This is a genomic window from Acidovorax sp. Leaf191 (assembly GCF_001424425.1).
Lineage (GTDB): Bacteria > Pseudomonadota > Gammaproteobacteria > Burkholderiales > Burkholderiaceae_C > Acidovorax.
The window spans coordinates 277437-303626 of sequence record NZ_LMPT01000012.1 but is presented as its reverse complement, the minus strand read 5'-3'; the positions used below and the strand labels follow the sequence as shown (position 1 = coordinate 303626).

The window sequence follows — 26190 nt, the reverse complement described above, 5'->3', positions numbered from 1 at the left end:
GCATACGGCATTCGCCCGATGAAGACTGCGGCCAATTATGCGGAAAACCGTGGCGCGCCAATGAAAACACGGGCCGAAGCCCGTGTTGCGTGAGTCACAAGATCAAGCCAGCTTGCCGTGGCACTGCTTGTACTTCTTGCCGCTGCCGCATGGGCAGGGGTCGTTGCGGCCGATGCGCAGGCCTTGCAGCTCTTCCGGCAGCGGCTCGCCAGATGCGCCCTGCGCCTGCGCGCCCAGCGTGGTTTCCACATCGCCCGTTTCGGTGGGGGCGGTGTAGGTCACGTTTGCGATGCTCTCGCCGCGGCTTTCCATGTCCTGGGCTGCCTGGTCGAGCTGCGCCTGCGACTGCACCTGCACGGTCATGAGGATCTTGGTGACCTCGTTCTTGACCAGGTCGATCAGCTGGCGGAACAGCTCGAACGCCTCGCGCTTGTACTCCTGCTTGGGCTGCTTTTGCGCATAGCCGCGCAGGTGGATGCCCTGGCGCAAGTAGTCCAGCGCGGCCAGGTGGTCGCGCCAGTTCGAGTCGAAGCTTTGCAGCAGCACCATGCGCTCGAACTGCGTGAAGTTCTCGCGGCCGACCTGCTCCACCTTGGCATCGAACGATGCGTGGGCGGCCTGCAGCACCTTCTCCAGGATCTCGTCGTCGGTGACGCTGTTCGAACCCTGCACTTCCTGCTGCAGCGGCAGGGAGACTTGCCACTCTTCGGCCAGCACCTTCTCGAGGCCCGGCAGGTCCCACTGCTCTTCCACCGACTCGGCGGGCACGTACTGGCGCACCAGGTCGGTCATGCAGTCTTCGCGCATCGCGGCAATCACGTCGGACAGGTCCGCCGCATCCAGGATGTCGTTGCGCTGCTGGTAGATCACCTTGCGCTGGTCGTTGGAGACGTCGTCGTACTCCAGCAGCTGCTTGCGGACGTCGAAGTTGCGGGCCTCCACCTTGCGCTGGGCCGACTCGATGCTGCGCGTGACGATGCCGGCTTCGATGGCTTCGCCATCGGGCATCTTCAGGCGGTCCATGATCGACTTGACGCGGTCGCCCGCGAAAATGCGCATCAGCGAATCGTCCAGGCTGAGGTAAAAGCGCGAGGAACCGGGGTCGCCCTGGCGGCCCGAGCGGCCACGCAGCTGGTTGTCGATGCGGCGCGATTCGTGGCGCTCGGTGGCGATGATGCGCAGGCCGCCCAGGGCCTTGATCTTCTCGTGGTCCACCTTCCACTGTTCGCGCACGGAGGCCACGCGGGCCTCGCGTTCGGACTCGGACAAGGATTCGTCGGCCTCGATGGCCGCGATGTCCTTCTCGATGTTGCCGCCCAGCACGATGTCGGTGCCCCGGCCGGCCATGTTGGTGGCGATGGTGATCATGCCCGCGCGCCCTGCCTGGGCCACGATGTCCGCTTCACGGGCGTGCTGCTTGGCGTTGAGCACCTGGTGCGGCAGGCCTTCCTTGTTCAGCAGCTGGTCGATGATTTCGGAGTTCTCGATCGACGTGGTGCCCACCAGCACGGGCTGGCCGCGCTCGTGGCATTCGCGGATGTCCTTGATCGCCGCTTCGTACTTCTCGCGGGTGGTCTTGTAGACGCGGTCGAGCTGGTCGTCGCGCTTGCTCGGGCGGTTGGGCGGGATGACCACGGTTTCCAGGCCGTAGATTTCCTGGAACTCGTAGGCCTCGGTGTCGGCCGTGCCGGTCATGCCGGCCAGCTTGTTGTACAGGCGGAAGTAGTTCTGGAAGGTGATGGAGGCCAGCGTCTGGTTCTCGGCCTGGATGTTCACGCCTTCCTTGGCTTCCACGGCCTGGTGCAGGCCTTCGCTCCAGCGGCGGCCCGACATGAGGCGGCCGGTGAACTCGTCCACGATCACGATTTCGCCGTTTTGCACCACATAGTGCTGGTCGCGGTGATAAAGGTGGTTGGCCCGCAGCGCTGCATACAGGTGGTGCATCAGCGTGATGTTGGCCGGGTCGTACACCGAGGCGCCCTCGGCGATCAGGCCCTGGCTGGCCAGGATGCGCTCGGCGCTTTCGTGGCCCTGCTCCGTGAGGAACACCTGGTGGGTCTTTTCGTCGAGCGTGAAGTCGCCAGGCTTGGTCACGCCTTCGCCGGTGCGGGCGTCGGCTTCGCCTTCCTGGCGCACCAGCAGGGGCACCACCTTGTTCATGGCGATGTACATCGCCGTGTGGTCTTCGGCCTGGCCGCTGATGATCAATGGCGTGCGCGCCTCGTCGATCAGGATCGAGTCCACCTCGTCCACGATGGCGAAGTTCAGGCCCTGCTGCACGCGGTCGGCGGCCTCGTAGACCATGTTGTCGCGCAGGTAGTCGAACCCGTACTCGTTGTTGGTGCCGTAGGTGATGTCGGCGCGGTAGGCTTCCTGCTTTTGCTCGCGCGGCATGTTGGGCAGGTTGATGCCCACCGTCAGGCCCAGGAAGTTGTACAGGCGGCCCATCCACTGCGCATCGCGGTTGGCGAGATAGTCGTTCACGGTCACCACGTGCACGCCGTTGCCCGACAGGGCATTGAGGTACACGGGCAGCGTGGCGGTCAGGGTCTTGCCCTCGCCGGTGCGCATTTCGGAAATCTTGCCGAAGTGCAGGGCCATGCCGCCCAGCAGCTGCACGTCGAAGTGGCGCATCTTCATGATGCGCTTGGAGCCCTCGCGGACCACGGCAAACGCTTCGGGCAGGATGTCGTCCAGCGTTTCGCCCTTGACTACGCGCTCCTTGAACTCCTGCGTCTTGGCCTTGAGCTGCTCGTCCGACAGCTTCTCGTACTCGGGCTCCATCGCATTGATGCGGGACACCGTCTTGCGGTACTGCTTGAGGAGCCGGTCGTTGCGGCTGCCGAATAGTTTGGTGAGGAAGTTGGTGGCCATGCGAACAGGACCGCCGGGCCGCTGCAAATCAGCGCGCCAAGCGACCGAAATCCCTAAGATGAATTGAGTTCAGGTGGGTTCATCACCACGGATTGCAAGCAATGCAATCCTGGGCCGTGAACACCGGACCGGCGATTTTACCTGCCCGCCGTGGGCGCAGCAGTCTGGGCAGGCGAAGCACGCGGCTGGATCGACGCGACCTGCGGGCCGGGAGCACTGGAAGGCACGGTGCCACCCGCGCTCAGAAACTTCTGCGGGTCCTGGAAAACCCCCTGTACCAGCACCTCGAAATGCAGGTGCGGCCCTGTGGAACGCCCCGTGGTGCCCACTTCGGCGATCTTCTGCCCGCGCTTGACGATGTCGCCCTGCTTGACCAGTGTGCGCGAGGCATGGGCGTAGCGCGTGACCAGCTGATTGCCGTGGTCCACCTCGATCATGTTGCCGTACGCCGGATGGAACTCCTGCGTGACAACCACTCCCCCCGCGGCCGCCAGGATGGCGGTGCCGGTGTCGGCCTGGAAATCCAGGCCCGTGTGCAGCGCCGACTGTCCAGTGATCGGATCCACCCGCCAGCCGAACGCCGAGCCCGCCGCGCGGCCGGTGACGGGCGCATGCGTCGGGATCATCTTCTTGCGGATGTGCTGGTCGAACAGGCGGGATTCGAGCACCGTCATCAGGTCCACCCGCTGGCTGGTCAGGCGCTCCAGCTCGTCGAGCGTGGCCTGCAGCTCTTCCATCGACAGGTCTCGGGCGCCGACCAGCACCCCGCCGCGGGCGTCGGTCTTCTGGATGTCGGAGGGCGCCATGCCGGCCAGGCCCAGCACGCGGTCGCCCAGCGACTCCAGCTGCACCATGCGGGCCTGCATCTCGCCCACACGGCGGGCCATGGCATCCAGGTTGGCGCGCATGAAGCGGTCGCGCTCGGCAAACTCATCCTTCACGACCAGGCGCACCAGCGAGCCCACGATGGGCCAGCCTTCGCGCGCACCCTTGAGGAACACCCAGTGGTAGAGCGTGGCGGCCACCAGCATGAGGCACAGCGACAGCCCCAGCCCCGCCAGGACCAGGCGCGAACCCGACAGATGGATGGCGCGGCTGCGTGCCAGCCGGGCGTCCGTGATAATCAGATGCACTACGAATTCTCCACGCCCGAAGACGCACGCCATGAACCGCCGCCACTACGCTGTCACCCTGCAGAAAGCCAGCGAGGACTCTCCCACGCTGGCCCGACTGACGGCGCTGACACGCGACTCCAGTGATCGGCTCAAAGCCATTGAAATGCTGATACCCGCAACCTTGCGCCCAGCGATCCAGGCGGGTCCCATCGACGGGGATTCCTGGTGCCTGCTGGTCAAGAGCAATGCTGCAGCGGCAAAAATCCGCCAGCTGCTGCCTGCATTGGGGGCGCATTTGCGCACCCGGGGGTGGGAGGTTAACGTGATTCGCCTGAAAGTTCAAACCTGACGGCCAGGGTCTGAACCAGGGAATAGGGAGAAGGAACCAGAAAATGGTGCCGGTTGTCGGAATCGAACTGACGACCTACCGCTTACAAGGCGGGTGCTCTACCAACTGAGCTAAACCGGCGAGGGCTGCATTTTATCGCGGAAAAAGCAGCCAAAAATCGAAAACCGCGCTTATTTCACGCGCTTGAGCGAAGGACGCGCGCCACCCGCAGTGGGCGGCGGGCGTGGCGCATCGTCGCCGGGCCCCTCGTCCTTCTTGCTTTCGTCCGCCGGGACCAGTTGCACCACACGGTCGTCCGCCCCTGCCAACGGCACCACGCTGGCTGCGGCCGCAGGCTCCGCAGAGGGCACGGGCTCGATGACGGAAGGCGCACCTGCGGTGGTGCCGCCCAGCACATCCACCGGTGGCGGGAACGCCATCCCTTGGCCGTTTTCCCGGGCGTAGATCGCAATCACCCGGCCCACCGGCACCAGGATCTCCCGCGGCTTGCCGCCGAAGCGGGCCTTGAACTCGATGAAGTCATTGCCCAGTTGCAGGGCGCTCGTGGCATCGAAGCTGATGTTCAGCACGATCTCGCCGTCCTTCACGTACTCGCGGGGCACCTGCACGGAATCGTCCACGCGCACCGCCACGTAGGGGGTGAGCCCGTTGTCGGTGCACCACTCGTACAGGGCACGAATGAGATACGGGCGCGTGGAGGTGGATTCCTGGGCGGTCATGAACAAGGTGGCGGCTGCAGTGGATGAAAGAAAGTGGGCAGGCCCGGGAGCACGGCCAGGATTACTTGCGCATGACCTTTTCGGACGGCGTCAGCGCTTCGATGTAGGCCGGGCGCGAGAAGATGCGCTCGGCGTACTTCAGCAGCGGGGCGGCGTTCTTCGACAGATCGATGCCGTAGTAGTCCAGGCGCCACAGCAGCGGTGCAATCGCGACGTCCAGCATCGAGAAGTTGTCGCCCAGCATGTACTTGTTCTTGAGGAACACGGGAGCGAGCTGCGTCAGGCGGTCGCGGATGTGCGAGCGCGCTTTCTCCAGCGCCTTTTCGTTGCCCTTGGTCGCGCGCGACTCCAGGATGTTGACGTGCACGAACAGCTCTTTTTCGAAGTTCAGCAGGAACAGGCGCACGCGGGCGCGGTCCACCGGGTCGCCGGGCATCAGCTGGGGATGCGGGAAGCGCTCGTCGATGTACTCGTTGATGATGTTCGACTCGTACAGGATCAGATCGCGCTCGACCAGGATGGGCACCTGGCCGTACGGGTTCATCACGCTGATGTCTTCGGGCTTGTTGTACAGGTCCACATCGCGGATTTCAAAGTCCATGCCCTTTTCGAACAGGACGAAACGGCAGCGGTGGGAGAAGGGACAGGTCGTACCCGAGTAAAGCACCATCATGGTGGGAGGCTCCTAAAAATCAAAAGAGTGGGACGCCATCAGCGCCCACTCTGCAAACAATCCGGCGGCACCCCGAAGGGCGCCTTCTCATGGATCGACGGCTTGTGCTGCTTACTTCACATCCTTCCAGAAGGCTGCGTTCAACCTCCAGGCGATGACGGTAAAGATACCGAGGAAGATCAGCACCCACACGCCAACTCGGACGCGGGTGTTCTGGGCAGGTTCGCCCATCCATTGCAGGTAGTTCACAAGATCACCCACCGTCTGGTCGAACTGCAGCGGGGTCATCGTGCCTGGCTTGACCTGCTCCCAGCCCTTGAAGACCTGGGTCTTGTGGCCGTGGCTTTCGTGCTCTTCGAACACGGGGCGGCGGTCGCCCTGCATTTCCCACAGCACGTGGGGCATGCCCACGCTGGGGAAGGCGAGGTTGTTCCACCCCGTGGCCTTGGTCTCGTCGCGGTAGAAGGTGCGCAGGAAGGTGTAGAGGTAGTCAGCACCCGTGCCGCCATGGCCGGCGCGTGAGCGCGCGATCACGGTCAGGTCGGGCGGGTTGGCGCCGAACCATTCCTTGGCCTGCTTGGGATCGATGGACGCCTTCATGGTTTCGCCGACCTTGTCGGTCGTGAACAGCAGGTTGTCCTTGATCTGCTGCTCGGTCAGGCCGATGTCGCGCAGGCGGTTGAAGCGCATGAACGCCGCGGAGTGGCAGCTCAGGCAGTAGTTGACAAACACCTTGGCGCCGTTTTGCAGGGATGCCAGGTCGTTGGTCTTGTTGGGCGCCTTGTCCCAGGCAATGCCGCCTTCGGCCGCTTGCGCACCCGTGGCGATACCCAGGGCGGCGATCAACGTGAGGATGAGTTTCTTCATTGTTGTTGTCTCCAGGCTCAGTGCGCCACAAAGGTCACGCGGTCGGGCACGGCCTTGGCCTTGCCGATGCGGCTCCACCAGGGCATCAGCAGGAAGAAGCCGAAGTAGAACAGCGTACCGACCTGCGACACGCGCTCGCCGATGGGGGACGGTGGCTGCACGCCCAGGTAACCCAGGATGAGGAAGATGATCACGAAGACGCCGTACAGGTACTTGTGCCAGTCGGGGCGGTAGCGGATCGACTTGACGGGGCTGTGGTCCAGCCAGGGCAGGAAGAACAGGATGATCACGGCACCACCCATCACCACCACGCCCCAGAACTTGGCGTCGATGGACAGCATCATCGCGATCACCGCGATGGCCACCACAGCGATGCCGGCCTTGACGAAGCTCGGAAGCCGCGCCTTCAGGATGCCGAAGCCCGAACCGGCCACCACGCACAGCACCAGCACGTACATCATTTCGGTGGTGATGGCACGCAGCATCGAATAGAACGGCGTGAAGTACCAGACCGGCGCGATGTGCGCGGGGGTCTTGAGCGGATCGGCCGGGATGAAGTTGTTGTACTCGAGGAAGTAGCCGCCGAACTCGGGGGCAAAGAACACCACGGCCGTGAACGCCATCAGGAACATGCTCAGCGCGAAGATGTCATGCACCGTGTAGTAGGGGTGGAAGGGCACGCCGTCCAGGGGCTTGCCGTTGGCGTCCTTGGGGGCCTGCGGGCCCTTGATTTCCACGCCGTCGGGGTTGTTGGAGCCCACGTCGTGCAGCGCCAGCAAGTGCGCCACCACCAGGCCCAGCAGCACCAGCGGCACGGCGATCACGTGGAAGCTGAAGAAACGGTTCAGCGTGGCGTCGCCCACCACGTAGTCGCCACGGATCAGCAGGGCCAGGTCAGGACCGATGAACGGGATGGCGGCGAACAGGTTCACGATCACCTGGGCGCCCCAGTAGGACATCTGGCCCCAGGGCAGCAGGTAGCCCATGAAGGCCTCGGCCATCAGGCACAGGAAGATCGCGCAGCCGAAGATCCAGACCAGCTCGCGCGGCTTGCGGTAGCTGCCGTAGATGAGGCCGCGGAACATGTGCAGGTACACCACTACGAAGAACGCCGACGCGCCCGTGGAGTGCATGTAGCGGATCAGCCAGCCCCAGGGCACATCGCGCATGATGTACTCGACCGAAGCGAACGCCAGGTTGGCGTCGGGCTTGTAGTGCATGACCAGGAAGATGCCGGTCACGATCTGGATCACCAGCACGACCAGGGCCAGCGAGCCGAAGATGTACCAGAAGTTGAAGTTCTTCGGAGCGTAGTACTCCGACATGTGCACCTTGTACGCATCGAAGGCCGTGGGGAACCGGTTCTCGAACCAGTTCGTGACCTGTGCGCTGATCGGGGCGTTGGGGGAGATTTCTTTGAATTCGTGGGCCATGTCGTTCTCCGTCAAGCCTTCTTGTCTTCACCGATCACGAGGCGCGTGTCGGACAGGTACATGTGCGGAGGGACTTCAAGGTTGTCGGGCGCGGGCTTGTTCTTGAACACGCGGCCGGCCATGTCGAACGTGGAGCCGTGGCAAGGGCACAGGAAACCGCCCTTCCAGTCGTCGGGCAGCGAAGGCTGTGCGCCGGTCTGGAACTTGTCCGACGGCGAGCAACCCAAGTGCGAGCAGATGCCCACACCCACGAAAATCTCTGGCTTGATCGAACGCGCTTCGTTGCGCGCGTACTCGGGGGTGAGCTCGGAGGGCTTGCGCTCGGACTTGGGGTCGGCGAGCTGGCCATCGAGCTTGGGCAACTCGGCGAGCTGCTCCGGGGTGCGCTTGATGATCCAGACAGGCTTGCCGCGCCACTCCACGGTGAGTTTCTCGCCCGGCTTGAGGGCGGAAATATCCACCTCGACTGCAGCCCCGGCGGCTTTGGCGCGCTCGGAGGGCTGGAACGTACTCACGAAAGGAACGGCGGTTGCCACGCCGCCCACCGCACCAGCGCATGCCGACGTGATGATCCACGTCCGCTTGCTGGAGTCGATTGGAGTGTCACTCATGGGGATCCTCGATTGATCATCGCTACATTGGGGTCAACCGCGAATTGTAGCGGAGTGAAAATGGTTATTTCAAACGCATGCGGGGTGGGTTGACAGGGGTTGACTCTGGGCAATACTCGCGCATCGACATTTCACGCAGCCAGGAGGGCACCATGGGCATGATGCAGGAGTTCAGAGAGTTCGCCGTCAAGGGCAATGTGATCGACCTTGCGGTTGGTGTGATCATCGGCGGCGCATTCGGCAAGATCGTGGATTCGGTGGTGTCCGACCTCATCATGCCGGTGGTGGGCCTGGTGTTCGGCAAGCTCGACTTTTCCAACCTCTTCGTCGTGCTCGGGTCGGTGCCGCCCGGCACCGCGATGACGCTCGACGCCCTCAAGAAGGCGGGCGTGCCGGTGTTTGCCTACGGCAACTTCCTGACCGTGGCGGTCAACTTCATCATCCTGGCGTTCATCATCTTCATGATGATCAAGCAGATCAACCGGCTCAAGCGCGAAACCCCGGCCGCCCCGGCAGCGCCTGCCGCGACGCCCGAGGACATCGTGCTGCTGCGCGAGATCCGCGATAGCCTGAAGAAAACCCCCTGAGGCGCTGCGCGCCACGGTAGCGCGCGCCGCAGGCGCGGCCTCTTCGGCCTGTCCAAGCCTGCGCAGGCAGGCTTGGGGCCGCAGGCCTCAGCCCCAGAGGGGGACGCACACGGTGGCCTGGCAGAGCCAGTTCCACGGGAAGTATTGGAACCCCCTGAGCGGCTGCGCCGCTTCCCCCGTGGGGGGACGCACCCCGTGGCCCGGCAAAGCCGGTTCTACGGGTGCACTGGCGTGGGGTGTGCCAGTTTCATAGATGGCGTGCCGGCTTCAGGGCGCCTCTTCCGCTTGCTATCTTAACGATAGCTGCCAGCGATTTATCATCAAGCGCCAGCGGGCAATTCACCCACACAACGCCCGCGCCATGCGCACGGCCTCGATGAGGCTGTCGGCGTCGGCGACGCCCTGCCCTGCGATGTCGAAGGCGGTGCCGTGGTCGGGGCTGGTGCGCACCAGGGGCAGGCCCAGGGTCACGTTCACGCCCTTGTCCACGCCCAGGTACTTCACGGGGATCAGGCCCTGGTCGTGGTACATCGCGATCACCACGTCGAACTCGCCGGGCCGCGCGGGCGTGTGGCGGGCGCGCATGAAGACCGTATCGGGCGCGAACGGGCCGTGGGCATCCAGGCCCTGGGCGCGGGCTTCTGCGATGGCCGGGGCGATGACCTCGATCTCTTCACGGCCGAACAGGCCGCCCTCCCCTGCGTGGGGGTTCAGGCCGGCCACCGCCATGCGCGGGGCGCGGCCCAGGCTGCGGGTCAGCGCGGCGTGCGTGATCTGCAGCGTCTGCAGGATGTTCTCGTGCGTGACGGCTGCCAGGGCCTCGCGCAGCGAGACGTGGATGCTGACCAGCACGGTGCGCAGCTCGTCGCTGGCCAGCATCATGCGCACGGGCATGGCCGACAGCGCAACCCCCTGGTGGTGGGCCGCCTCGGCCTGCAGCAATTCGGTGTGGCCCGGGAAGGTAACGCCTGCGGCCGACAAGGCCTCCTTGTGCAGCGGCGCCGTCACCAGCCCCGCCACCTCGCCCCGCAGCGCCGCGCGTGTGGCCCAGACCACACAGTCCGCTGCCGCGCGCCCTGAAGCGGCGCTGATCTGCCCCCAGGGTTGCGGGCCCGGAATGCCGGGCAGTTGCAAGACCGGAATGCAGCGCGGCGGCATGTCCACAGCCTCTGCGGGCGCGCCGATCTGCGCCACGGGCACCGATGGCACGCCACGGCGCGCAATGGCCTGGGCAGCGCGGCGCAGCGTGGCGGTGTCGCCCACCACGAAGCAGCCCTTGAGGTCGCCGGGCGCATCGCGAAAGGCCTTGGCCACGATCTCGGGGCCGATGCCTGCGGGGTCGCCTTGGGTGATGGCCAGTGTCTTCATGGAAGTCCGCGTTTTGAATGAAATCACTGTCTACCGCTCTATGGACAAGCGCAAGCAGCTATGAATTTAATAGTAAACCACCCTGCTACCCGGGCGCGCAGGCTCAGCATGCCAGCGCTCCTGATCATGGGGTGGAGGGGTCGATGCCAGTGCTGGGGACACGGATGTACACGTCATGCACTTCATGCACTTCATGCGCGTCATGCCGGATTGTCAATCTCGATGAACGTGTGCTCCAACCCCAGTTGCTTCGCCACATGCCCAGCCACGGCCGGCGCGCCGTAGCGCTCGGTGGCATGGTGCCCGGCCGCGATGAAGTACACGCCCATTTCGCGCGCCAGGTGCGCCTGCGGCTCCGAAATCTCGCCGGTGATGAACGCATCCGCCCCGGCTGCAATGGCCGATTCGAAGTAGCCCTGCGCGCCGCCTGTGCACCAGGCCACACGGCGGATGGGCTGCGGTGCACCATCGGGGTCGGGCTGCACCAGGGTCACGTCGCGGCCCAGCGTGCTGGCCACATGGTCCGCCAGCGCCTGGCCATCGGGGAATGCGGCGGTCGCCACAAAGCCCAGGTCCTGCTCGCCAAAGCGCGCGTCGGCCGTCCAGCCCAGCACGCGGCCCAGTTGCGCGTTGTTGCCCAGCTCGGGGTGTGCATCGAGCGGCAGGTGGTAGGCGAACAGGTTGATGTCGTGCGCCAGCAGCCGCTGCAGACGCTGCTTCATCCAGCCGGTGACGCGGCCGTCCTGCCCGCGCCAGAACAGGCCGTGGTGCACGAAGATGGCGTCGGCCTGCGCGGCGATGGCCGCGTCGATCAGCGCGCGGCTGGCGGTCACGCCGCTGACGATGCGGCGCACCTCAGGCTTGCCCTCGACCTGCAGGCCATTGGGGCCGTAGTCCTTGAAGCGTTCGGGTTGCAGCAGGCCATCGAAGGCCTGCAAAAGCGCGGTGCGGGAAATGCTCATGCGCCTATTGTCGCGCGCGTCCAGCGCCCATAGTTGCGGCCTTGGGGGACAATGGCGCACAGGAAGCAATGCCGCGCCCCCACCGACGGGGCCCGACGCGGCTTCTTCGTTTTTCGACCATTCGACAGGACCCCATGAAGCGCATCTGGCTGCTCTTTTCCCAGGCCGTGACCGTGTTTGTCGCCGCCTACTTCGTTGTCGCCACCCTGCAACCCGACTGGCTCGGCCGGGGCACCACGCGCTCCGGCGCGGGCATTGCTCTGCTGGAAGCACCGGCCACGCCCCAGGGCCAGCCGGTGGCCGGCAGCTTCAGCGCCGCCGCGCGCAAGGCCGCGCCCGCCGTGGTCAGCATCAACACCAGCAAGGCGGTGCGCCATCCGCGCAGCAACGATCCATGGTTCCAGTTCTTCTTCGGTGACCAGGGTGCGCAGGCCCAGGCCGGGCTGGGCAGCGGCGTGATCGTGAGCCCCGACGGCTACATCCTCACCAACAACCACGTGGTCGAAGGGGCCGACGAGATCGAGGTCACGCTCACCGACAGCCGCCGTGCGCGGGCGAGCGTGATCGGCACCGACCCCGACACCGACCTGGCCATCCTCAAGATCGAGCTCGACAAGCTGCCGGTCATCGTGCTGGGCAATTCCGACGGCCTGGCCGTGGGCGACCAGGTGCTGGCCATCGGCAACCCGTTCGGCGTGGGCCAGACGGTGACCAGCGGCATCGTGAGCGCGCTGGGCCGCACGCAACTCGGGATCAATACCTTCGAGAACTTCATCCAGACCGATGCCGCCATCAACCCCGGCAACTCGGGCGGCGCGCTGGTGGACGTGAACGGCAACCTCATGGGCATCAACACCGCGATCTACTCGCGCTCCGGCGGCAGCATGGGCATCGGCTTTGCCATTCCCGTGTCCACGGCGCGGCTGGTGCTCGACGGCATCGTGAAGGACGGCCAGGTCACCCGCGGCTGGATCGGGGTGGAGCCCAACGAGCTCTCGCCCGAGCTGGCCGAGACCTTCGGCGTGAAGGCGACCGAAGGCGTGATCATCACCGGCGTGCTGCAGGACGGCCCTGCCGCCCAGGCCGGCATGCGCCCGGGGGACGTGATCGTGAAGGTGGAAGGCAAGAACGTGGGCAACGTGTCGGAGCTGCTGACCGCCGTGGCCGGACTCAAGCCAGGGACTGCCGCCCCGTTCAATGTGCAGCGCGCCGACAAGATGGTGGAGCTGAACATCACCCCCGGCGTGCGGCCCAAGCCGAAAAGGCGCCAGTAACCGACCGGTGGCACGTTGAACCGTGGGGCGGCGCGCCCCTGATACCGGCATGTGCGGCAAGGGGTTGTCGGGAGCCGCGTCCAAGATCCGGCGTGCCCGGGAGGCACGCCGATGTGGCGAATGACCGCTGTGCCCTGGTCCGCCCTGCCCAGCCCTCTCCAGCACTATCAAAAAAAATAGCTGCTGACGCCTGTAGATACGGCGTCAGCAGCTATTTTTTGGGCAACTTTGGCAGTAGCTCCTGGCAGCATGCAAGGCGCGAAACACGCGCCCCCATCCAAACACCCCGACCCTTTCGCGGTCGATCAGCCCGTTCGGGCGGGGGTCGGTCAGGAGGCCGAAGGGGATTCCCCCGCCTCTTCCGGCGCCTTGGTGTGCTTGATGAAGATCTGCGCGGCCCAGATGCCCACTTCGTACAGCAGGCACATGGGGATGGCGAGCGAGAGCTGCGAGACCACGTCCGGCGGCGTGACGACCGCGGCGATCACGAAGGCCAGCACGATGAAGTAGCCGCGGAACTCGCGCAGCTTCTGCACGCTGACGATGCCCATGCGCGCCAGCACCACCACCGCGATGGGCACCTCGAACGCCAGGCCGAAGGCCAGGAACATCGACAGCACGAAGCTCAGGTAGGCCTCGATGTCAGGCGCGGCCGTGATGCTCTTGGGCGCAAAGCTCTGGATGAACGCGAACACCTGCCCGAACACCAGGTAGTAGCAAAAGGCCACGCCGATGAAGAACAGCAGCGTGCTGGAGATCACGAGCGGCAGCACCAGCTTCTTTTCGTGCGAATACAGGCCCGGCGCCACGAAGGCCCACACCTGCCACAGTACGAAGGGCAGCGCCAGCAAAAAGGCCGACATCAGCAAGATCTTGAGCGGCACCATGAACGGCGAGATCACCGAGGTGGCGATCAGCGTGGCCCCCTTGGGCAGGTGCGCCACCAGCGGCGCCGCCAGGAAGTCGTACAGCGCGCCAGGGCCGGGAAAGAAGAACAGGATGGCCGCCGCAATGCCGATGGCAATGAGCGCCTTGACCAGCCGGTCGCGCAACTCCATCAGGTGCTGCACGAAGGGCTGCTCGGTACCGGCCAGCTCGTCTTCTTGGGAAGGGGTTTCGGACATAGTGGGTTTTCAGGGCGTGAGGGCCGCCCATGCAGCGCACAGCAGCGGCGCCGGCTGCTGGCGCTTTCGGGTCAGTGGAATTTCTGGGGACGGTAGCGCGCCACGCGGGCCGCGCCGGACTGCGCCTTGGTGCGCACGCCGCTCTTGGCCTTGTACCACTGCGGCACGGCACCGCGCTTGAGGCGCCAGTTCTTGCCGGGGTGCTTGTACGCCGGCACCACGGGGGCCTGCGGCTCGTGCAGGTCGGCGTGGCTGGTGTCGGTGACGCTGGCCCAGTCTTTTTCGAACTCGCTGGCGTTGGTCTGGATGGACTGGTGCACGTCGCGCGCCGCGTTCTCCACCGTGTCCTTCATCTTCTTGAGCTCGTCGAGCTCCATGGACCGGTTGACCTCGGCCTTCACGTCGGACACGTAGCGCTGGGCCTTGCCGAGCAAGGTGCCCACCGTGCGGGCCACGCGGGGGAGCTTTTCAGGGCCGATGACGATGAGCGCCACCGCACCGATCAGCGCCATCTTGGACAGGCCAATATCAATCATGGGTGGCAGTCAGAGCGCGGCATGCAGGGATCACGGTGACCCATGCAGCCCGCTCAGCTTTTTTGCTTGGCTTCGACATCGATGGTGGTCTTGTCGGCCGCCGGGTTGTTGGCGACGTGGCCCGCGGGAGGGGTGGCGGTGGGGTCGGCCGAGCCGTCCTTCATGCCGTCCTTGAAGCCCTTGACGGCGCCCCCGAGGTCGGAGCCCATGTTCTTGAGCTTCTTGGTGCCGAACACCATGACGACGATCAGCAGCACGATCAGCCAGTGCCAGATGGAAAAAGAGCCCATGGAATATCTCCTAACGAATTGCAATCATTTTAGACGGGGGGCGTGGCAGGAGTTCACAGCCCCATGACGGACTGCGGGAATCTCCCTGCACCACCCGTCAGCCTGGTTCAGCCTTTGAGCCACGGGCGGGGGCCGCCCATCACATGCACATGCAGGTGGTGGATCTCCTGCCCGCCTTCCACCCCGGTGTTTACCACGACGCGAAAGCCACCTTCCGGATACGGGTTGCAGCCCTGCTCGAGGGCCAGCCGCGGCGCCAGCGCCATCATGCGCCCCAGCACGCCCGCGTCGTCGGCGGTGACCTGCGCCATCGAAGGGATATGCCGCTTGGGCACCATCAGAAAGTGCACAGGCGCCCAGGGGTGGATGTCGTGGAAGGCGAAGATTTCCTCGTCCTCGTAGACCTTCTTCGAAGGAATCTGGCCCGCGATGATCTTGCAGAAAAGGCAGTTCGGATCGTGCATGAGAAAAATGTCGGTACGAAGTTAACAGTTCACCGGGCGCTGCCCAGCCCCCAAGCCATTGCAACCGGCGCGCCCCAGGCCAGCGCCACCGTGGAACTGGCTCCGCCAGGCCACGGGTGGCGTCCCCCTGAGGGGGAAGGCGCCGCAGGCGACACAGGGGGCTTCAAGCATTGTCAGGGATCTTGATGGTCGGCCGCACGCCCACGTCCTTGCGGTGCGCGTGCAGCCATTCCTGCCCCGCCGTGCGGCCCAGGGCAAAGAGCTTGCGCACGAAGGCCAGGTCCGCGCGCGTCTTGCTGTCGGCGCCGAAGGGCGCCAGCACCGAGCCGCCGTCGATGCGGTGCATGCGCACGTTCTTGTAGCGGCGCGGGTCCAGCTTGCCCTCGGCCAGCAGGCGGCGCACGAACTCGATGGCGCGCATCTCGGCCAGCAGGCTGGCGTTGAAGGTGACCTCGTTCATGCGCTCCATGATCTCCTGGCCCGAGTGGGGCAGCTCGAGGTGCTCGATGGGATTGATCTGCACCAGCAGGATGTCGGAGGTCTCGGTCTGGTAGATCAGCGGGTGCAGCGCGGGGTTGCCGGAGTAGCCGCCGTCCCAGTAGTGCTCGCCGTCGATCTCCACCGCCTTGAACAGCAGCGGCAGGCAGACCGACGCCATCACCGCATCCGCGCTGAGCTTGGGGCCCGAGAAGATTTCACCGCGCCCCGTGCGCACATTGGTGGCGCAGACGAACACCTGGGGACCGCCCGCGGCGGTGATGGCACGCCGCCCGGTGCACAGCAGGTCGAAGTCCACCTCCCGCTCGAGCAGGCGGCGCAGCGGATTGATATCGAGCGGGTTGGTCTGGTAGGGCGACAGCCACTGGCGCATCAGCCCCATCATGGGGTTGGCCGCCGACAGGGGCGAGCCCCACATCAGGCTGCCCAGCGTGCCTACACCCTCCCACAGTCGGGTCAGCGTATTGCGCGCCTCCTGGCAGCCGGCCAGGTGGGCTTCGTGCGGGTGCTTGTGCTCGTGGGCCGCCTTGGCAAAGCCATGCGCCAGGGCCACGGCGTTCATGGCGCCGGCACTGGTGCCGCTCACGCCGTCGAAGTGCCACTGCCCGTCTTCGAGCAGTGCGTCCAGCACGCCCCAGGTCAGTGCGCCATGCGAGCCCCCACCCTGCAGGGCCAGGTTCAGGCGCGGCTGGGGCTGCGGCTGCGCGGGCGGCGCTGCGGGTTCTTCTTCAGGCATCCACAGCCTGGTTCTTGCTCATGGCCAGCATGCCGCGCACGATGCGGTACAGGAACCAAATGGAGATCAAAACCCAGGCGGGATTGAACAAAAACAATCCCAGCAGGAAGAACGGGAAGGTCACCACGTACAGAACACCCGCCCAGATCGTCGAGCGGATGCGCCACGAGAAGTGGTTGGCCTGCCACGTGCCTTCGGCGTCGCTGCGTTTGACCAGGTCGATCACCAGCGCAATGACCAGCAGCAAGGCACTGGCCTGCGCCCCGGGCACCACGGCGCCCACGGCCACGATCAGGTGCAGCACATAGCTGACCCAGCCGATGTTCTTGAGCCCCTGGGCCCGTTGCTCGTGGGAGGTCACGTCGATGATGTCGCTCATGGAGATCCTTCTTCGTCGGCTGCACGCGCAGTGGCCTTGCGCAAGGCTTTTTCCTCGATGCCGCTGGTGCCTTCGCGGCGCTCCAGCTCGGTCAGCACGTCGGCGGGCGTGAGGCCGTAGTGGGCCAGCGCCACCATGGAGTGGAACCACAGGTCCGCCACCTCGTACACCAGCTTGGACTTGTCGGCGCCATGGTCCACGTCCTTCGCCGCCATCACCACCTCGGTGGCTTCTTCGCCGATCTTCTTCAAGAAGCTGTCGGGGCCCTTGTGCAGCAGGCGCGTGACGTAGCTCTTGTCGGGGTCGCCACCGTTGGCCGGCTTGCGGCTTTCGATCACTTGCGCAAGGCGGGCGAGGGAATCGTTGGAACTCATGGTTCTCTTTATTTGTAGATGGATTCGGGGTCTTTCAAGACCGGATCGACAGGCGTCCAGGCGCCGTCCTTGAGCACGCTGAAAAAACAGCTGTGGCGGCCTGTGTGGCAGGCGATGCCCGGCTCGTGGCCGAGCTGGGTGACCTTGAGCAGCACCACGTCGTTGTCGCAGTCGAGCCGGATCTCATGCACCGTCTGCACGTGGCCGGACTCTTCGCCCTTGAACCACAGCTTGCTGCGCGAGCGGCTGTAGTACACGGCGCGGCCAAGTTCAGCGGTCTTCTCCAGCGCCTCGCTGTTCATCCACGCAAACATCAGCACGTCGCCCGTGCCCTGCTCCTGCGCAATGACGGGCACCAGGCCCTGCGCGTCCCATTTCACTTCGTTGAGCCAGTTCATGAAAGGGATTGTCGGCGATTTGGATTCCGGGACGGGGCCATCCCGACCGAAGTTTGACGCTTTTTCAAGGCCTGCCGCAGGCTGAACAAGCGGCAGCAGCTATATTTTTAATAGCAATGACCCTAGAGCCGCACAGGAATGCCGCGCTCGGCCATGCGGGCCTTGGCCTGGCCCACGGTGTATTCGCCGTAATGAAAAATGCTGGCCGCCAGCACCGCGTCCGCCCCGCCCTGCTGCACGCCGTCGGCCAGGTGGTCGAGGTTGCCCACGCCGCCCGAGGCGATCACGGGCACGCTGACCGCGTCGCTCACAGCACGGGTCAGGGTCAGGTCAAAACCCGCCTTGGTGCCGTCGCGGTCCATGCTGGTCAACAGGATTTCGCCGGCGCCGCGGCGCGCCATCTCGGTGGCCCAGGCCACCACGTCCAGGCCCGTGTTCTTGCGGCCGCCGTGGCTGTAGACGTCCCAGCCTTCGCCCACAGGCTGGCCGTGGGCGCCGATGCGCTGCGCGTCCTCGGCCGAGCGGCGCTTGGCGTCGATGGCCACCACGATGCACTGCGCGCCGTACTTGGCGGACACGGCATCGATCACGTCGGGGTTGGCAATCGCGGCCGAGTTGAAGCTGGTCTTGTCGGCACCCGCGTTCAGCAGTCGGCGCACGTCTTCCACCGTGCGCACGCCGCCACCCACCGTGAGCGGAATGAACACCTGGCTGGCCACCGCTTCGATGATGGGCAGGATCAGGTCGCGGCCGTCGCTGGTGGCGGTGATGTCCAGGAAGGTGAGCTCGTCGGCGCCCTGCGCGTTGTAGCGCGCGGCGATCTCGACGGGGTCGCCCGCGTCGCGCAGCTCCAGAAAATTGACACCCTTGACCACGCGGCCTCCGGTGACGTCGAGGCAGGGGATGATGCGTTTGGCGAGCATGTCGGTCAGTCAGTCAGCGATTCGTGGATGGGGCGCTGCCGAGGCCAGCGGACGCCGGGGACCTGGCTTCGCCAGGCCACTGGCGTCGTGCCCCCGGGGGCAAGCGGCGCAGCCGCTCAGGGCGGATGGGAGGGTCACCCGTTCAATTCGTCGGCACGGGCCTGTGCAGCCGCAAAGTCGAGGTCTCCGCTGTAGATCGCGCGGCCGCAGATCACGCCTTCGACGCCCTCGCCCTCGACGGCGCACAGCTGCTCGATGTCGGCCATGTTCGACAGGCCGCCCGATGCGATCACCGGAATGGCCAGTGCCTGCGCGAGCTTGACGGTGGCATCGATGTTGATGCCCGACAGCATGCCGTCGCGGCCGATGTCGGTGTAGATGATGGACTCGACGCCCCAGTCCTCGAACTTCTTGGCCAGGTCCACGACCTCGTGCCCCGTGAGCTTGCTCCAGCCATCGGTGGCGACCTTGCCGTCCTTGGCGTCGAGCCCCACGATGATGTGGCCGCCGAAGGCGCTGCACGCGTCCTTCAGGAAGCCGGGGTTCTTGACCGCCGCCGTGCCGATGATCACGTAGCGCAGGCCGCCGTCGATGTACTTTTCGATGGTGTCCAGGTCGCGGATGCCGCCGCCCAGCTGCACGGGGATGTCGTCGCCCACTTCCTTGAGGATGGCCTTGATGGCGCTGTAGTTCTTGGGCACGCCCGCGAACGCCCCGTTCAGGTCGACCAGGTGCAGGCGCCGCGCGCCTGCGTCCACCCACTTGCGCGCCATGGCGGCCGGGTCTTCGCCGAAGGTGGTGGATTGGTCCATATCGCCTTGCTTGAGGCGAACGCAATGACCGTCTTTCAGATCGATGGCGGGAATGAGCAGCATGGTGGTGGTGGAGGGTTCGGGAAAAAAGGACGAGTCAGTGCTCGGACCGAACAGGCTGGTGGAGTAAGGGGTGAACGAGGACGGAAGGATCAGGGGTTCCAGTGCAGGAAATTGCGGTACAGGGCCAGGCCGTGCTCCGCGCTTTTCTCTGGATGGAATTGCGTGGCAAAAATATTATCGCGCGCAATGGCCGCTGCGAACAAACCGCCGTAGTCGGTCTGCCCCGCGCAGTGCGCAGCATCTTGCGGTTGCGCATAGAAGCTGTGCACGAAATAGTAGTAGCTGCCGTCGGGCACGCCCGCCCAGACCGGGTGCACCGCGCCCGCACGGCCGGCGTCCGGCATCTGGTGCACCTGGTTCCAGCCCATCTGCGGCACCTTGTAGCGGCTGCCGTCGGGCTGGGTGCGGCCGATCAGGTCGAACTTGCTCACCCGGCCGTGGATCAGGCCCAGGCCCGGGGTATCCCCCTCGGCGCTGTGGTCCAGCAGCATCTGCATGCCCACGCACACGCCGAACATGGGCTTGCTGGCAGCGGCTTCGAGCACGGATTCCTGCAGGCCCGATTCGCGCAGCTCGCGCATGCAGTCGGGCATGGCGCCCTGCCCTGGCAGCACGATGCGCTGTGCGGCGCGCACGTCGTCGGGCCGCTGGGTGACGACCACGGTCCAGCCGGTGCCCTCGGCGGCGGCCTGAACGGCCTGCGACACCGAGCGAAGGTTGCCCATGCCGTAGTCCACGACTGCGACGGTTTTTGCTTCCATATTCATAGCTGCTAGCGCTTATCCATCAAGCGCTAGCGCTTGATTTGATTCAAAAAACTCACAAGGAACCCTTGGTGGACGGGATGACGCCCGCCGAGCGCGGGTCGCGCTCCAGCGCCGCGCGCAGCGTGCGCCCGAACGCTTTGAAGATGGTCTCGCACTGGTGGTGGGCGTTGAAGCCCTTGAGGTTGTCGATGTGCAGCGTGACGCCCGCGTGGTTCACGAAGCCCTGGAAGAACTCGTACACCAGCTGCGTATCGAGCTGGCCGATGCTGCCGGCCGTGAACTTCACGTCGATGTGCAGCCCCGGGCGGCCCGAGAAATCGACCACCACGCGCGACAGCGCTTCGTCGAGCGGCACGTAGGCGTGGCCGTAGCGGCGGATGCCCTTCTTGTCGCCCACGGCACGCGCAAAGGCCTGGCCCAGCGTGATGCCCACGTCTTCGACCGTGTGGTGGCCGTCGATGTGCAGGTCGCCTTCGCAGTCGATGTCGAGGTCGATCAGCCCGTGGCGGGCGATCTGGTCGAGCATGTGGTCGAAGAAGCCGATGCCCGTGTGCAGCTTGGCCTGGCCCGTGCCGTCGAGGTTGATGCGCACGCGGATGCGCGTCTCGGCGGTGTTGCGGCTGACTTCGGCGATGCGGTCGGCCAGGGGGTCGGTGGTCGTGGAGGTGACGAGTGCGGAGGAAGTCATAGGGAGGCTTGCAGGGCGGCCAGCATCTGCGCGTTGTCGGAGGCGGCGCCGACCGTCAGGCGCAGGCAGTTGGCCAGCAATGGGTGCATTGTAGAAACGTTCTTGACGAGGACCTTGCGGTTTTTCATGCCGTCGTACGCCCGGGCGGAATCCGCCACGCGGACCAGGATCATGTTGGCCTCGCTGTCCCAGCATTTTTCGATGCCGGGCATCTGGCGCAGGGCCGCCAGGACCTTGGTGCGCTCGGCGCGGATCTCGGCGGCCTGCTCGGCGAACACTTCGGCGTGTTCCAAGGCGAACAGCGCGGCCTCGCAGTTGAGCACGCTCACGTTGTAGGGCGGGCGCACCTTGTCGATCTCGCTCACGAACGCAGCGGGGCCGATGAGGTAGCCCAGGCGCACACCCGCCAGGCCGAACTTGCTGAGCGTGCGCATCAGCAGCACGTGGGCATTGCGGGCGGGCTCGGCCCGCATGCGGTCGATGAAGGTGCGGCTGGCGAACGGCTGGTAGGCCTCGTCCATGACCACGATGCCGCCCTGCGCGCCCGCGGCGTCGATGATGCGCTGCACCGCGCCCTCGTCCCACAGCGTGGCCGTGGGGTTGTTGGGGTAGGCGATGTAGGTGATGGCGGGGTTGTGCTGGGCGATGGCGGCCAGCATGGCGGGCTCGTCCAGCTCGAAGTCCGGCGTGAGCGGCACGCCGACGAAGTCCAGGCCCTGCAGCTGCGCGGACAGCGGGTACATCACGAAGCCTGGCATGGGTGCGAGCATGGTGGCGCGCTGACCGGTGCCGGGTTGCGCGCAGGCCAGCGCCAGCAAGGTGATGAGTTCGTCCGAGCCGTTGCCCAGCACGATACCGTAGCCCTCGGGCAGGCCGGCGTACTGGGCGAGGGACGCCTTCAGGTCCAGCAGGCGGTCGCCGGGGTAGCGGTTGAGCGCGAGCGCCCCCAGGCGCTGGCCCAGCGCGGCCTGCAGATGTGCGGGCAGGCGGAACGGGTTCTCCATCGCGTCCATCTTGAGCATGCCGGTGGACGGCTGCACGCCGTACGCGTGCATGGCGCGCACATCGGCGCGGATGCGGGCCAGGGCCTGGAGCGGTGAAGATGGAGCGGCGGAGGTGGTCATTCGGCGGTGTCCAATTCTGAAGGTGCAACGAGGAAGGGGTTGATGGGCCGCACCGCGTCCAGCGGCTGGTCGTGCGGCAGCGCCTCGGTCAGCAGATAGCGGCAGCCCTGCTGGTGGGCGGACGAGAGGATGAGCGCATCCCAGTAGCCCAGGCGGTAGCGGTCCTGCAGGTCCCAGGCGCCGTCCACGGTGTAGGAGTCGAGGTGCGGCGGCAGCCACACGCGCAGGCGGCGCACCTGGGCGCGCACCTGCTGCAGCACCTGCGGGCCATCAAAACGCTGGATGGCCTGGTTGTACAGCTCGTTGAGCACCTGCGAGCTGATGCGGCCGCTGCGCGTCTGCCAGCAAAAGCTGATCCACTCGCGGGCGCGCGCCTGGCGCTCGGCATCGCGGTCGTCCACGCTGGCCAGCAGGATCTCGGTATCGACAAAGATGGGGACGGTGCTCATGCGTGTCGCGCCATTCAGCGCAGGAACAAGGTCTCGCGGGGCACGTACGGCCCCGTGGACGCGCCCCAGGATTCAAAGCCCAGCGCCTCGCGCATCGCCTGGGCGTAGGCGTCTTCCTGGCGCATCTTTTCGGCCAGCCATTCACCGAGCAGGCGCGACACGCTGCTGCCGCGCTTGGCAGCTTCCACGCGCACCCATTCGGCAACGGTGTCGTCCATGGTCACGGTGACGTTTTTCATGCGGTTGATATTACACGAAGTTCGTGCCCCACGAAGTTCGTGTATTTTATTTGCTTTTGCCGTTGGAATACGCCGCCTGCCGCTGGCTCTGCAGCATCTGCGTGGCCATGTCGCCCACGGTGCGCAGGGCCTCCAGGTGGGCGGGCGACCAGTCGCCTCCCACCCCGATGCGCAGGCAGTTGCGAAAGCGCCCGCTGGTGCTGAACACCGTGCCCGGCGCGATCAGGATTTGCCGGGCCAGACAAGCCTCGTGCAGTTGCACCGAATCGAGCGCGCGTGGCAGCTCCAGCCACATCAGGAGGCCGCCGGGCGGGTCGCTCACCCGGGTGCCCTGCGGGAAGTGCGATGCGATCACCCGCCGCGCCTCGTCCATGCGCGCCGCCACGCCCGCACGCAGCTGGCGCATGGCGGCGGCGTGGCCGGCCTGGGTGATGAGGTCGGCCAGCGCCAGCTCCAGCACGGCCGACTGCCCGCCCGCCTGCAGGTCCTTGATGCCACGCACCTTGTCGCTCCAGCGCCCGGCCTCCAGCCAGCCCAGGCGCAGCCCCGGCGCCAGCGTCTTCGAAAACGAATCGCACAGCATCACGTGGCCCGTGGTGTCGTACGACTTGACCGTGCGGCGCATCTCGTCGACCTCGACCAGGTCGTTGTAGATCGCGTCCTCGATGACTGCCATGTCGTGCCGCGCCGCCATCTGCGCCAGCCGCTTGCGCTCGGCCTGCGGCATGCAGCTGCCCAGCGGGTTGCTGAGCGTGGGGACGATCATCACGGCCTTGACCGGCTGGGTGTCCAGCGCCAGCTGCAGCGCATCGAGCGACAAACCGTGGCGCGGGTGCGTGGGGATCTCCAGCGCGCGCAGGTGCAGGCCCTGCAGCACCTCCAGAAACGAAAAATGCGTCGGCGACTCCAGCGCCACCACGTCGCCCGGCTGGGTCACGGCCCGCAGGCACAGCGCGATGGAGTCCATGCAGCCGCCGGTGACCACGATGTTCTCGGGGTCCAGGCTGCAGCCCATGCCGACGGCGTAGCGCGCCAGGGCGCGGCGCGCATCCTCGTGCCCCGCCGACGTGGGGTAGGTGCACAGCAGGTTGCGGTGGCGCTGCGCGGCGCGCACCACGGCGCGGCGCACGCGGTCGGGGTTGAACAGCTCGAAGCCCGGCGTGCCGCTGCTGAAGGAGATCATGTCCTCGGGCTGGTTGCGCCCCAGGATGCGCTGGCCCAGCCAGTCCACAGACACCTCGCGCGGGCGGCGCATGGGGCGCGGCGTGCTGGGCTCGGGCAGGCTCACCGGCCGCGCCGCCACGAAGAAACCCGAGCGCGGGCGCGCGGTGATCAGGCGCGCATCCTCCAGCCAGTGGTAGGCCTGCACCACCGTGGTCTGCGCCACGCCGTGCTGGCGGGCCAGCTCGCGCACCGACGGCAGCTTTTCGCCGCGCGCGAGCGTGCCATTGCGGATCAGCTGCGCGAGCTGTTCGCCGATCTGGAGGTAGAGCGGGGGTGCGTCGTCGGTGGAGGCCATGGCTGCATTCTGTACTGGCAGCCGCAAAAACAGCCAGTACAGAGCAAGTGCACCCCGTACAGTACAGATGGCCAGTACAGACCATCTGTACTGGATCAGGTCGTGCGAGCCTGTCCGTGGCGCCGCGCGGGGCCTGGCCGCACAGTGAAGGCATGAACACGCTACACCACACCCCCACCCCGCCGTCGCCCACGCTGCCCGCCCAGCTTGCGGTGCCCCTCACACTGCAATGGAAGCGCCAGCCGCTGCCCCCACTGCAGGCCGTCCAGGTGCTGGACTTCCGCGCAGGCGACATCGCCCTGCTCGAAGTCGAGCAAGGCCGCGTCTGGGTGACCTGCGACGGCCTGCTGGAAGACTATTTTCTGGAGGCCGGCCAGCGCCTGTCGTTCGCGGGCCCCGTGCGGCTGCGGGTGAGCGCAGAAGGCAGCCAGCCCGCGCGGCTGAACTGGGCGAAGCACCGTGCGGTGCAGGGCGCTGCGTATCCGCCTGTGCCCTCGGCAGCACCCCAGGCCCTGGCCGTGGTGCCGCACACCGGCAGCGCGGCGGGTGGGGCGAATGGGGCCCTGCCCCTGGGCCCGGTCGGCGCCGTCAGCGCGGCTTGAGCGGGGTCTTCAGGCGCATCTCGGCCGCCTGCGCGTGGGCCTGCAGGCCCTCGCCGTAGGCCAGCTCGGCGGCGATGGTGCCCAGCACCTGGGCACCGGCTTCGCTCACCTCGATGATGCTGCTGCGCTTTTGGAAGTCGTACACGCCCAAGGGCGACGAAAAGCGTGCCGTGCCGCTGGTGGGCAGCACGTGGTTGGGGCCCGCGCAGTAGTCGCCCAGGGACTCGCTGGTGTAGGCCCCCAGGAAGATCGCGCCCGCGTGGCGCAGCAGCGGCTCCCAGCGGTGCGGGTCGGTAGAGCTCACTTCCAGATGCTCGGGTGCGATGCGGTTGCTGATCGCGCAGGCTTCTTCCATGTCCTTGGTGAGGATCAGCGCACCCCGGCCGTTGAGGCTCTTGGCGATGATTTCGGCGCGCGGCATGGTGGGCAGCAGGCGGTCGATCTCGCGCTGCACGGCGGCGATGTAGGCGGCGTCGGGGCACAACAGGATGCTCTGGGCCAGCTCGTCGTGTTCGGCCTGGCTGAAGAGGTCCATCGCGACCCAGTCGGGCGGCGTGCTGCCGTCGGCCAGCACCAGGATTTCGCTCGGGCCCGCGATCATGTCGATGCCGACTGTGCCGAACACGCGCTTCTTGGCGCTGGCCACGTAGGCGTTGCCCGGGCCGGTGATCTTGTCGACCTTCGGAATCGTGGCCGTGCCATAGGCCAGCGCGGCCACGGCCTGCGCACCGCCGATGGTGAAGGCACGCGTGACGCCCGCCACGTAGGCGGCCGCCAGCACCAGGTCGTTGCGCTCGCCCTTGTCGGAGGCAAGCTGCGCGCCCGAGCCACCCGTGGCCACGCTGCCGCGCACGGGCGTGGGCACGACCATGATGATTTCCTGCACGCCGGCCACGTGGGCCGGGATGGCGTTCATCAGCAGGCTGGACGGGTACGCCGCCTTGCCACCGGGCACGTAGATGCCCACGCGGTCCAGCGGCGTGACCTTCTGGCCCAGCAAGGTGCCGTCCTCGTCACGGTAGCTCCAGCTTTCGCCCGAGGCTTTTTTCTGCGCCTCGTGGTAGCTGCGCACGCGCTTGGCAGCGGCCTGCAGCGCGTCGCGCTGGGCCTGCGCAATGGCGTCGAACGCGGCCTTGAAGTCGGCCTGGGTCAGCTCCAGTGCCGCCACGTCGGGGGCCGAGAGGCCGTCGAATCGGGCGGTGTAATCCAGCACGGCGGCATCGCCCCGCTCTTGCACATCGGCCAGGATGTCGGCCACGCGCTGCTCGATGGCGGCGTCGGTGTCGGCAGACCAGTGCAGGCGCTGCTGGAATTTTTGCTCAAAATCGGCTTCAGCCGTGGACAGGTAAGCGGGGGCAGCTATTGATTTCATA

At 66.2% G+C, this 26190-nt stretch carries 30 protein-coding genes and 1 tRNA gene; 4 read left to right on the top strand and 27 right to left on the bottom strand.

Annotation, left to right across the window (positions count from 1 at the left end; genetic code table 11):
• Positions 1-102: 102 nt before the first annotated feature.
• Both secA and ASG27_RS09920 read right to left on the bottom strand, forming a co-directional pair.
• Entirely contained in the window at positions 103-2874 is a 2772-nt protein-coding gene (gene secA / locus ASG27_RS09925) for a preprotein translocase subunit SecA (protein WP_056415461.1), read from the bottom strand.
• 137 nt (positions 2875-3011) lie between these two features.
• The gene (locus ASG27_RS09920) at positions 3012-4007 is read right to left on the bottom strand and encodes a M23 family metallopeptidase (protein WP_235503986.1); all 996 of its coding nucleotides are present in this window, start codon (positions 4005-4007) and stop codon (positions 3012-3014) included.
• Between the two features lie 31 nt (positions 4008-4038).
• Between ASG27_RS09920 and ASG27_RS09915 the strand changes: the two genes are divergently transcribed.
• Entirely contained in the window at positions 4039-4338 is a 300-nt protein-coding gene (locus tag ASG27_RS09915; RefSeq protein WP_056415454.1) for a hypothetical protein, read from the top strand.
• 44 nt (positions 4339-4382) lie between these two features.
• Here ASG27_RS09915 and ASG27_RS09910 read toward each other — a convergent pair.
• The 6 genes from ASG27_RS09910 to petA form a co-directional block, all read right to left on the bottom strand.
• Positions 4383-4458, bottom strand: a tRNA-Thr gene (locus ASG27_RS09910).
• 50 nt (positions 4459-4508) lie between these two features.
• Positions 4509-5057, bottom strand: coding sequence for a ClpXP protease specificity-enhancing factor (locus ASG27_RS09905; protein WP_056415451.1), 549 nt, complete (start codon positions 5055-5057; stop codon positions 4509-4511).
• 61 nt (positions 5058-5118) lie between these two features.
• Entirely contained in the window at positions 5119-5730 is a 612-nt protein-coding gene (locus tag ASG27_RS09900) for a glutathione S-transferase N-terminal domain-containing protein (protein ID WP_056161237.1), read from the bottom strand.
• A gap of 111 nt (positions 5731-5841) precedes the next feature.
• Entirely contained in the window at positions 5842-6597 is a 756-nt protein-coding gene (locus ASG27_RS09895; protein ID WP_056415448.1) for a cytochrome c1, read from the bottom strand.
• 17 nt (positions 6598-6614) lie between these two features.
• Positions 6615-8030, bottom strand: coding sequence for a cytochrome b (locus ASG27_RS09890; protein WP_056415445.1), 1416 nt, complete (start codon positions 8028-8030; stop codon positions 6615-6617).
• An 11-nt stretch (positions 8031-8041) separates the two neighbouring features.
• Positions 8042-8641 carry a ubiquinol-cytochrome c reductase iron-sulfur subunit gene (petA, locus tag ASG27_RS09885; RefSeq protein WP_056161231.1) on the bottom strand — a complete coding sequence of 200 codons (600 nt, stop codon included), beginning with the start codon at positions 8639-8641 and terminating at the stop codon, positions 8042-8044.
• 152 nt (positions 8642-8793) lie between these two features.
• Between petA and mscL the strand changes: the two genes are divergently transcribed.
• Positions 8794-9228 (top strand): large conductance mechanosensitive channel protein MscL, encoded by a 435-nt coding sequence (gene mscL, locus ASG27_RS09880; RefSeq protein WP_056161229.1) that lies wholly within the window; start codon positions 8794-8796, stop codon positions 9226-9228.
• A gap of 339 nt (positions 9229-9567) precedes the next feature.
• Here the strand turns inward: mscL and pdxA are convergent, their stop codons facing one another.
• Both pdxA and ASG27_RS09870 read right to left on the bottom strand, forming a co-directional pair.
• Positions 9568-10596: a 4-hydroxythreonine-4-phosphate dehydrogenase PdxA gene (gene pdxA / locus ASG27_RS09875; RefSeq protein ID WP_056415442.1), complete on the bottom strand. Its 1029-nt coding sequence runs from the start codon at positions 10594-10596 to the stop codon at positions 9568-9570.
• Between the two features lie 200 nt (positions 10597-10796).
• Entirely contained in the window at positions 10797-11558 is a 762-nt protein-coding gene (locus ASG27_RS09870) for a Nif3-like dinuclear metal center hexameric protein (RefSeq protein ID WP_056415439.1), read from the bottom strand.
• Positions 11559-11692: 134 nt separating this feature from the next.
• Here ASG27_RS09870 and ASG27_RS09865 point away from each other — a divergent pair, with 134 nt between their 5' ends.
• Positions 11693-12832: a S1C family serine protease gene (locus ASG27_RS09865; RefSeq protein ID WP_056415436.1), complete on the top strand. Its 1140-nt coding sequence runs from the start codon at positions 11693-11695 to the stop codon at positions 12830-12832.
• Positions 12833-13161: 329 nt separating this feature from the next.
• Here ASG27_RS09865 and tatC read toward each other — a convergent pair whose 3' ends face one another.
• From tatC to ASG27_RS09785, 16 genes are all read right to left on the bottom strand, one after another.
• Positions 13162-13956 carry a twin-arginine translocase subunit TatC gene (gene tatC / locus ASG27_RS09860; protein WP_056415433.1) on the bottom strand — a complete coding sequence of 265 codons (795 nt, stop codon included), beginning with the start codon at positions 13954-13956 and terminating at the stop codon, positions 13162-13164.
• Between the two features lie 71 nt (positions 13957-14027).
• Positions 14028-14492 (bottom strand): Sec-independent protein translocase protein TatB, encoded by a 465-nt coding sequence (gene tatB / locus ASG27_RS09855; protein WP_056415430.1) that lies wholly within the window; start codon positions 14490-14492, stop codon positions 14028-14030.
• A 53-nt stretch (positions 14493-14545) separates the two neighbouring features.
• The gene (gene tatA / locus ASG27_RS09850) at positions 14546-14782 is read right to left on the bottom strand and encodes a Sec-independent protein translocase subunit TatA (protein WP_056415427.1); all 237 of its coding nucleotides are present in this window, start codon (positions 14780-14782) and stop codon (positions 14546-14548) included.
• Positions 14783-14889: 107 nt separating this feature from the next.
• The gene (locus ASG27_RS09845) at positions 14890-15246 is read right to left on the bottom strand and encodes a histidine triad nucleotide-binding protein (RefSeq protein ID WP_056415424.1); all 357 of its coding nucleotides are present in this window, start codon (positions 15244-15246) and stop codon (positions 14890-14892) included.
• Positions 15247-15409: 163 nt separating this feature from the next.
• Positions 15410-16480, bottom strand: coding sequence for a patatin-like phospholipase family protein (locus ASG27_RS09840; RefSeq protein WP_056415419.1), 1071 nt, complete (start codon positions 16478-16480; stop codon positions 15410-15412).
• Positions 16473-16859, bottom strand: a complete 387-nt coding sequence (locus ASG27_RS09835; RefSeq protein WP_056173519.1) for a DUF4870 family protein — start codon at positions 16857-16859, stop codon at positions 16473-16475. The genes ASG27_RS09840 and ASG27_RS09835 overlap by 8 nt, the downstream gene beginning before the upstream one ends.
• The gene (locus ASG27_RS09830; RefSeq protein ID WP_056173516.1) at positions 16856-17233 is read right to left on the bottom strand and encodes a phosphoribosyl-ATP diphosphatase; all 378 of its coding nucleotides are present in this window, start codon (positions 17231-17233) and stop codon (positions 16856-16858) included. The genes ASG27_RS09835 and ASG27_RS09830 overlap by 4 nt, the downstream gene beginning before the upstream one ends.
• An 8-nt stretch (positions 17234-17241) precedes the next feature.
• A complete protein-coding gene (gene hisI, locus ASG27_RS09825; protein ID WP_200912418.1) occupies positions 17242-17640 on the bottom strand; it encodes a phosphoribosyl-AMP cyclohydrolase in 399 nt (132 codons plus the stop codon).
• A gap of 113 nt (positions 17641-17753) precedes the next feature.
• A complete protein-coding gene (gene hisF, locus ASG27_RS09820; protein ID WP_056415415.1) occupies positions 17754-18554 on the bottom strand; it encodes an imidazole glycerol phosphate synthase subunit HisF in 801 nt (266 codons plus the stop codon).
• A 134-nt stretch (positions 18555-18688) separates the two neighbouring features.
• On the bottom strand, positions 18689-19429 hold the full coding sequence (gene hisA / locus ASG27_RS09815) for a 1-(5-phosphoribosyl)-5-[(5-phosphoribosylamino)methylideneamino]imidazole-4-carboxamide isomerase (protein ID WP_056415412.1): 741 nt from the start codon (positions 19427-19429) through the stop codon (positions 18689-18691).
• Between the two features lie 89 nt (positions 19430-19518).
• Positions 19519-20196: an imidazole glycerol phosphate synthase subunit HisH gene (gene hisH, locus ASG27_RS09810; RefSeq protein ID WP_056415409.1), complete on the bottom strand. Its 678-nt coding sequence runs from the start codon at positions 20194-20196 to the stop codon at positions 19519-19521.
• Between the two features lie 52 nt (positions 20197-20248).
• Positions 20249-20884, bottom strand: a complete 636-nt coding sequence (hisB, locus tag ASG27_RS09805) for an imidazoleglycerol-phosphate dehydratase HisB (protein ID WP_056415406.1) — start codon at positions 20882-20884, stop codon at positions 20249-20251.
• Positions 20881-22008 carry a pyridoxal phosphate-dependent aminotransferase gene (locus ASG27_RS09800; protein ID WP_056415403.1) on the bottom strand — a complete coding sequence of 376 codons (1128 nt, stop codon included), beginning with the start codon at positions 22006-22008 and terminating at the stop codon, positions 20881-20883. Before ASG27_RS09800 ends, hisB begins: the two co-directional genes overlap by 4 nt.
• Positions 22005-22457, bottom strand: coding sequence for a PIN domain-containing protein (locus tag ASG27_RS09795; RefSeq protein WP_056415400.1), 453 nt, complete (start codon positions 22455-22457; stop codon positions 22005-22007). Before ASG27_RS09795 ends, ASG27_RS09800 begins: the two co-directional genes overlap by 4 nt.
• Before the next feature lie 14 nt (positions 22458-22471).
• Positions 22472-22696: a hypothetical protein gene (locus ASG27_RS09790; RefSeq protein WP_010462084.1), complete on the bottom strand. Its 225-nt coding sequence runs from the start codon at positions 22694-22696 to the stop codon at positions 22472-22474.
• 46 nt (positions 22697-22742) lie between these two features.
• On the bottom strand, positions 22743-24215 hold the full coding sequence (locus ASG27_RS09785) for an aminotransferase-like domain-containing protein (protein ID WP_056415397.1): 1473 nt from the start codon (positions 24213-24215) through the stop codon (positions 22743-22745).
• Between the two features lie 152 nt (positions 24216-24367).
• Here ASG27_RS09785 and ASG27_RS09780 point away from each other — a divergent pair, with 152 nt between their 5' ends.
• Entirely contained in the window at positions 24368-24817 is a 450-nt protein-coding gene (locus ASG27_RS09780) for a DUF2917 domain-containing protein (protein WP_056416316.1), read from the top strand.
• On the opposite strand, the gene hisD is transcribed toward ASG27_RS09780, so the two are convergent.
• The gene (gene hisD, locus ASG27_RS09775; RefSeq protein ID WP_056415394.1) at positions 24804-26189 is read right to left on the bottom strand and encodes a histidinol dehydrogenase; all 1386 of its coding nucleotides are present in this window, start codon (positions 26187-26189) and stop codon (positions 24804-24806) included. The two genes, ASG27_RS09780 and hisD, sit on opposite strands and share 14 nt — an antisense overlap.
• Position 26190: the final 1 nt, after the last annotated feature.

What these genes read in the sequence shown, in the direction of transcription:
- ASG27_RS09890 (WP_056415445.1), bottom strand. Translation starts at nt 8,030, where the DNA reads ATGGCCCACGAATTCAAAGAAATCTCCCCCAACGCCCCGATCAGCGCA.
- ASG27_RS09905 (WP_056415451.1), bottom strand. Translation starts at nt 5,057, where the DNA reads ATGACCGCCCAGGAATCCACCTCCACGCGCCCGTATCTCATTCGTGCC.
- tatB (WP_056415430.1), bottom strand. Translation starts at nt 14,492, where the DNA reads ATGATTGATATTGGCCTGTCCAAGATGGCGCTGATCGGTGCGGTGGCG.
- tatC (WP_056415433.1), bottom strand. Translation starts at nt 13,956, where the DNA reads ATGTCCGAAACCCCTTCCCAAGAAGACGAGCTGGCCGGTACCGAGCAG.
- ASG27_RS09835 (WP_056173519.1), bottom strand. Translation starts at nt 16,859, where the DNA reads ATGAGCGACATCATCGACGTGACCTCCCACGAGCAACGGGCCCAGGGG.
- ASG27_RS09840 (WP_056415419.1), bottom strand. Translation starts at nt 16,480, where the DNA reads ATGCCTGAAGAAGAACCCGCAGCGCCGCCCGCGCAGCCGCAGCCCCAG.
- ASG27_RS09915 (WP_056415454.1), top strand. Translation starts at nt 4,039, where the DNA reads ATGAACCGCCGCCACTACGCTGTCACCCTGCAGAAAGCCAGCGAGGAC.
- petA (WP_056161231.1), bottom strand. Translation starts at nt 8,641, where the DNA reads ATGAGTGACACTCCAATCGACTCCAGCAAGCGGACGTGGATCATCACG.
- hisD (WP_056415394.1), bottom strand. Translation starts at nt 26,189, where the DNA reads ATGAAATCAATAGCTGCCCCCGCTTACCTGTCCACGGCTGAAGCCGAT.
- pdxA (WP_056415442.1), bottom strand. Translation starts at nt 10,596, where the DNA reads ATGAAGACACTGGCCATCACCCAAGGCGACCCCGCAGGCATCGGCCCC.
- hisF (WP_056415415.1), bottom strand. Translation starts at nt 18,554, where the DNA reads ATGCTCGCCAAACGCATCATCCCCTGCCTCGACGTCACCGGAGGCCGC.
- ASG27_RS09795 (WP_056415400.1), bottom strand. Translation starts at nt 22,457, where the DNA reads ATGAGCACCGTCCCCATCTTTGTCGATACCGAGATCCTGCTGGCCAGC.
- tatA (WP_056415427.1), bottom strand. Translation starts at nt 14,782, where the DNA reads ATGGGCTCTTTTTCCATCTGGCACTGGCTGATCGTGCTGCTGATCGTC.
- ASG27_RS09895 (WP_056415448.1), bottom strand. Translation starts at nt 6,597, where the DNA reads ATGAAGAAACTCATCCTCACGTTGATCGCCGCCCTGGGTATCGCCACG.
- ASG27_RS09785 (WP_056415397.1), bottom strand. Translation starts at nt 24,215, where the DNA reads ATGGCCTCCACCGACGACGCACCCCCGCTCTACCTCCAGATCGGCGAA.
- ASG27_RS09830 (WP_056173516.1), bottom strand. Translation starts at nt 17,233, where the DNA reads ATGAGTTCCAACGATTCCCTCGCCCGCCTTGCGCAAGTGATCGAAAGC.
- ASG27_RS09800 (WP_056415403.1), bottom strand. Translation starts at nt 22,008, where the DNA reads ATGACCACCTCCGCCGCTCCATCTTCACCGCTCCAGGCCCTGGCCCGC.
- hisH (WP_056415409.1), bottom strand. Translation starts at nt 20,196, where the DNA reads ATGAATATGGAAGCAAAAACCGTCGCAGTCGTGGACTACGGCATGGGC.
- mscL (WP_056161229.1), top strand. Translation starts at nt 8,794, where the DNA reads ATGGGCATGATGCAGGAGTTCAGAGAGTTCGCCGTCAAGGGCAATGTG.
- ASG27_RS09845 (WP_056415424.1), bottom strand. Translation starts at nt 15,246, where the DNA reads ATGCACGATCCGAACTGCCTTTTCTGCAAGATCATCGCGGGCCAGATT.
- hisA (WP_056415412.1), bottom strand. Translation starts at nt 19,429, where the DNA reads ATGCTGCTCATTCCCGCCATCGATCTGAAAGACGGTCATTGCGTTCGC.
- hisB (WP_056415406.1), bottom strand. Translation starts at nt 20,884, where the DNA reads ATGACTTCCTCCGCACTCGTCACCTCCACGACCACCGACCCCCTGGCC.
- ASG27_RS09900 (WP_056161237.1), bottom strand. Translation starts at nt 5,730, where the DNA reads ATGATGGTGCTTTACTCGGGTACGACCTGTCCCTTCTCCCACCGCTGC.
- ASG27_RS09870 (WP_056415439.1), bottom strand. Translation starts at nt 11,558, where the DNA reads ATGAGCATTTCCCGCACCGCGCTTTTGCAGGCCTTCGATGGCCTGCTG.
- ASG27_RS09790 (WP_010462084.1), bottom strand. Translation starts at nt 22,696, where the DNA reads ATGAAAAACGTCACCGTGACCATGGACGACACCGTTGCCGAATGGGTG.
- ASG27_RS09780 (WP_056416316.1), top strand. Translation starts at nt 24,368, where the DNA reads ATGAACACGCTACACCACACCCCCACCCCGCCGTCGCCCACGCTGCCC.
- ASG27_RS09865 (WP_056415436.1), top strand. Translation starts at nt 11,693, where the DNA reads ATGAAGCGCATCTGGCTGCTCTTTTCCCAGGCCGTGACCGTGTTTGTC.
- secA (WP_056415461.1), bottom strand. Translation starts at nt 2,874, where the DNA reads ATGGCCACCAACTTCCTCACCAAACTATTCGGCAGCCGCAACGACCGG.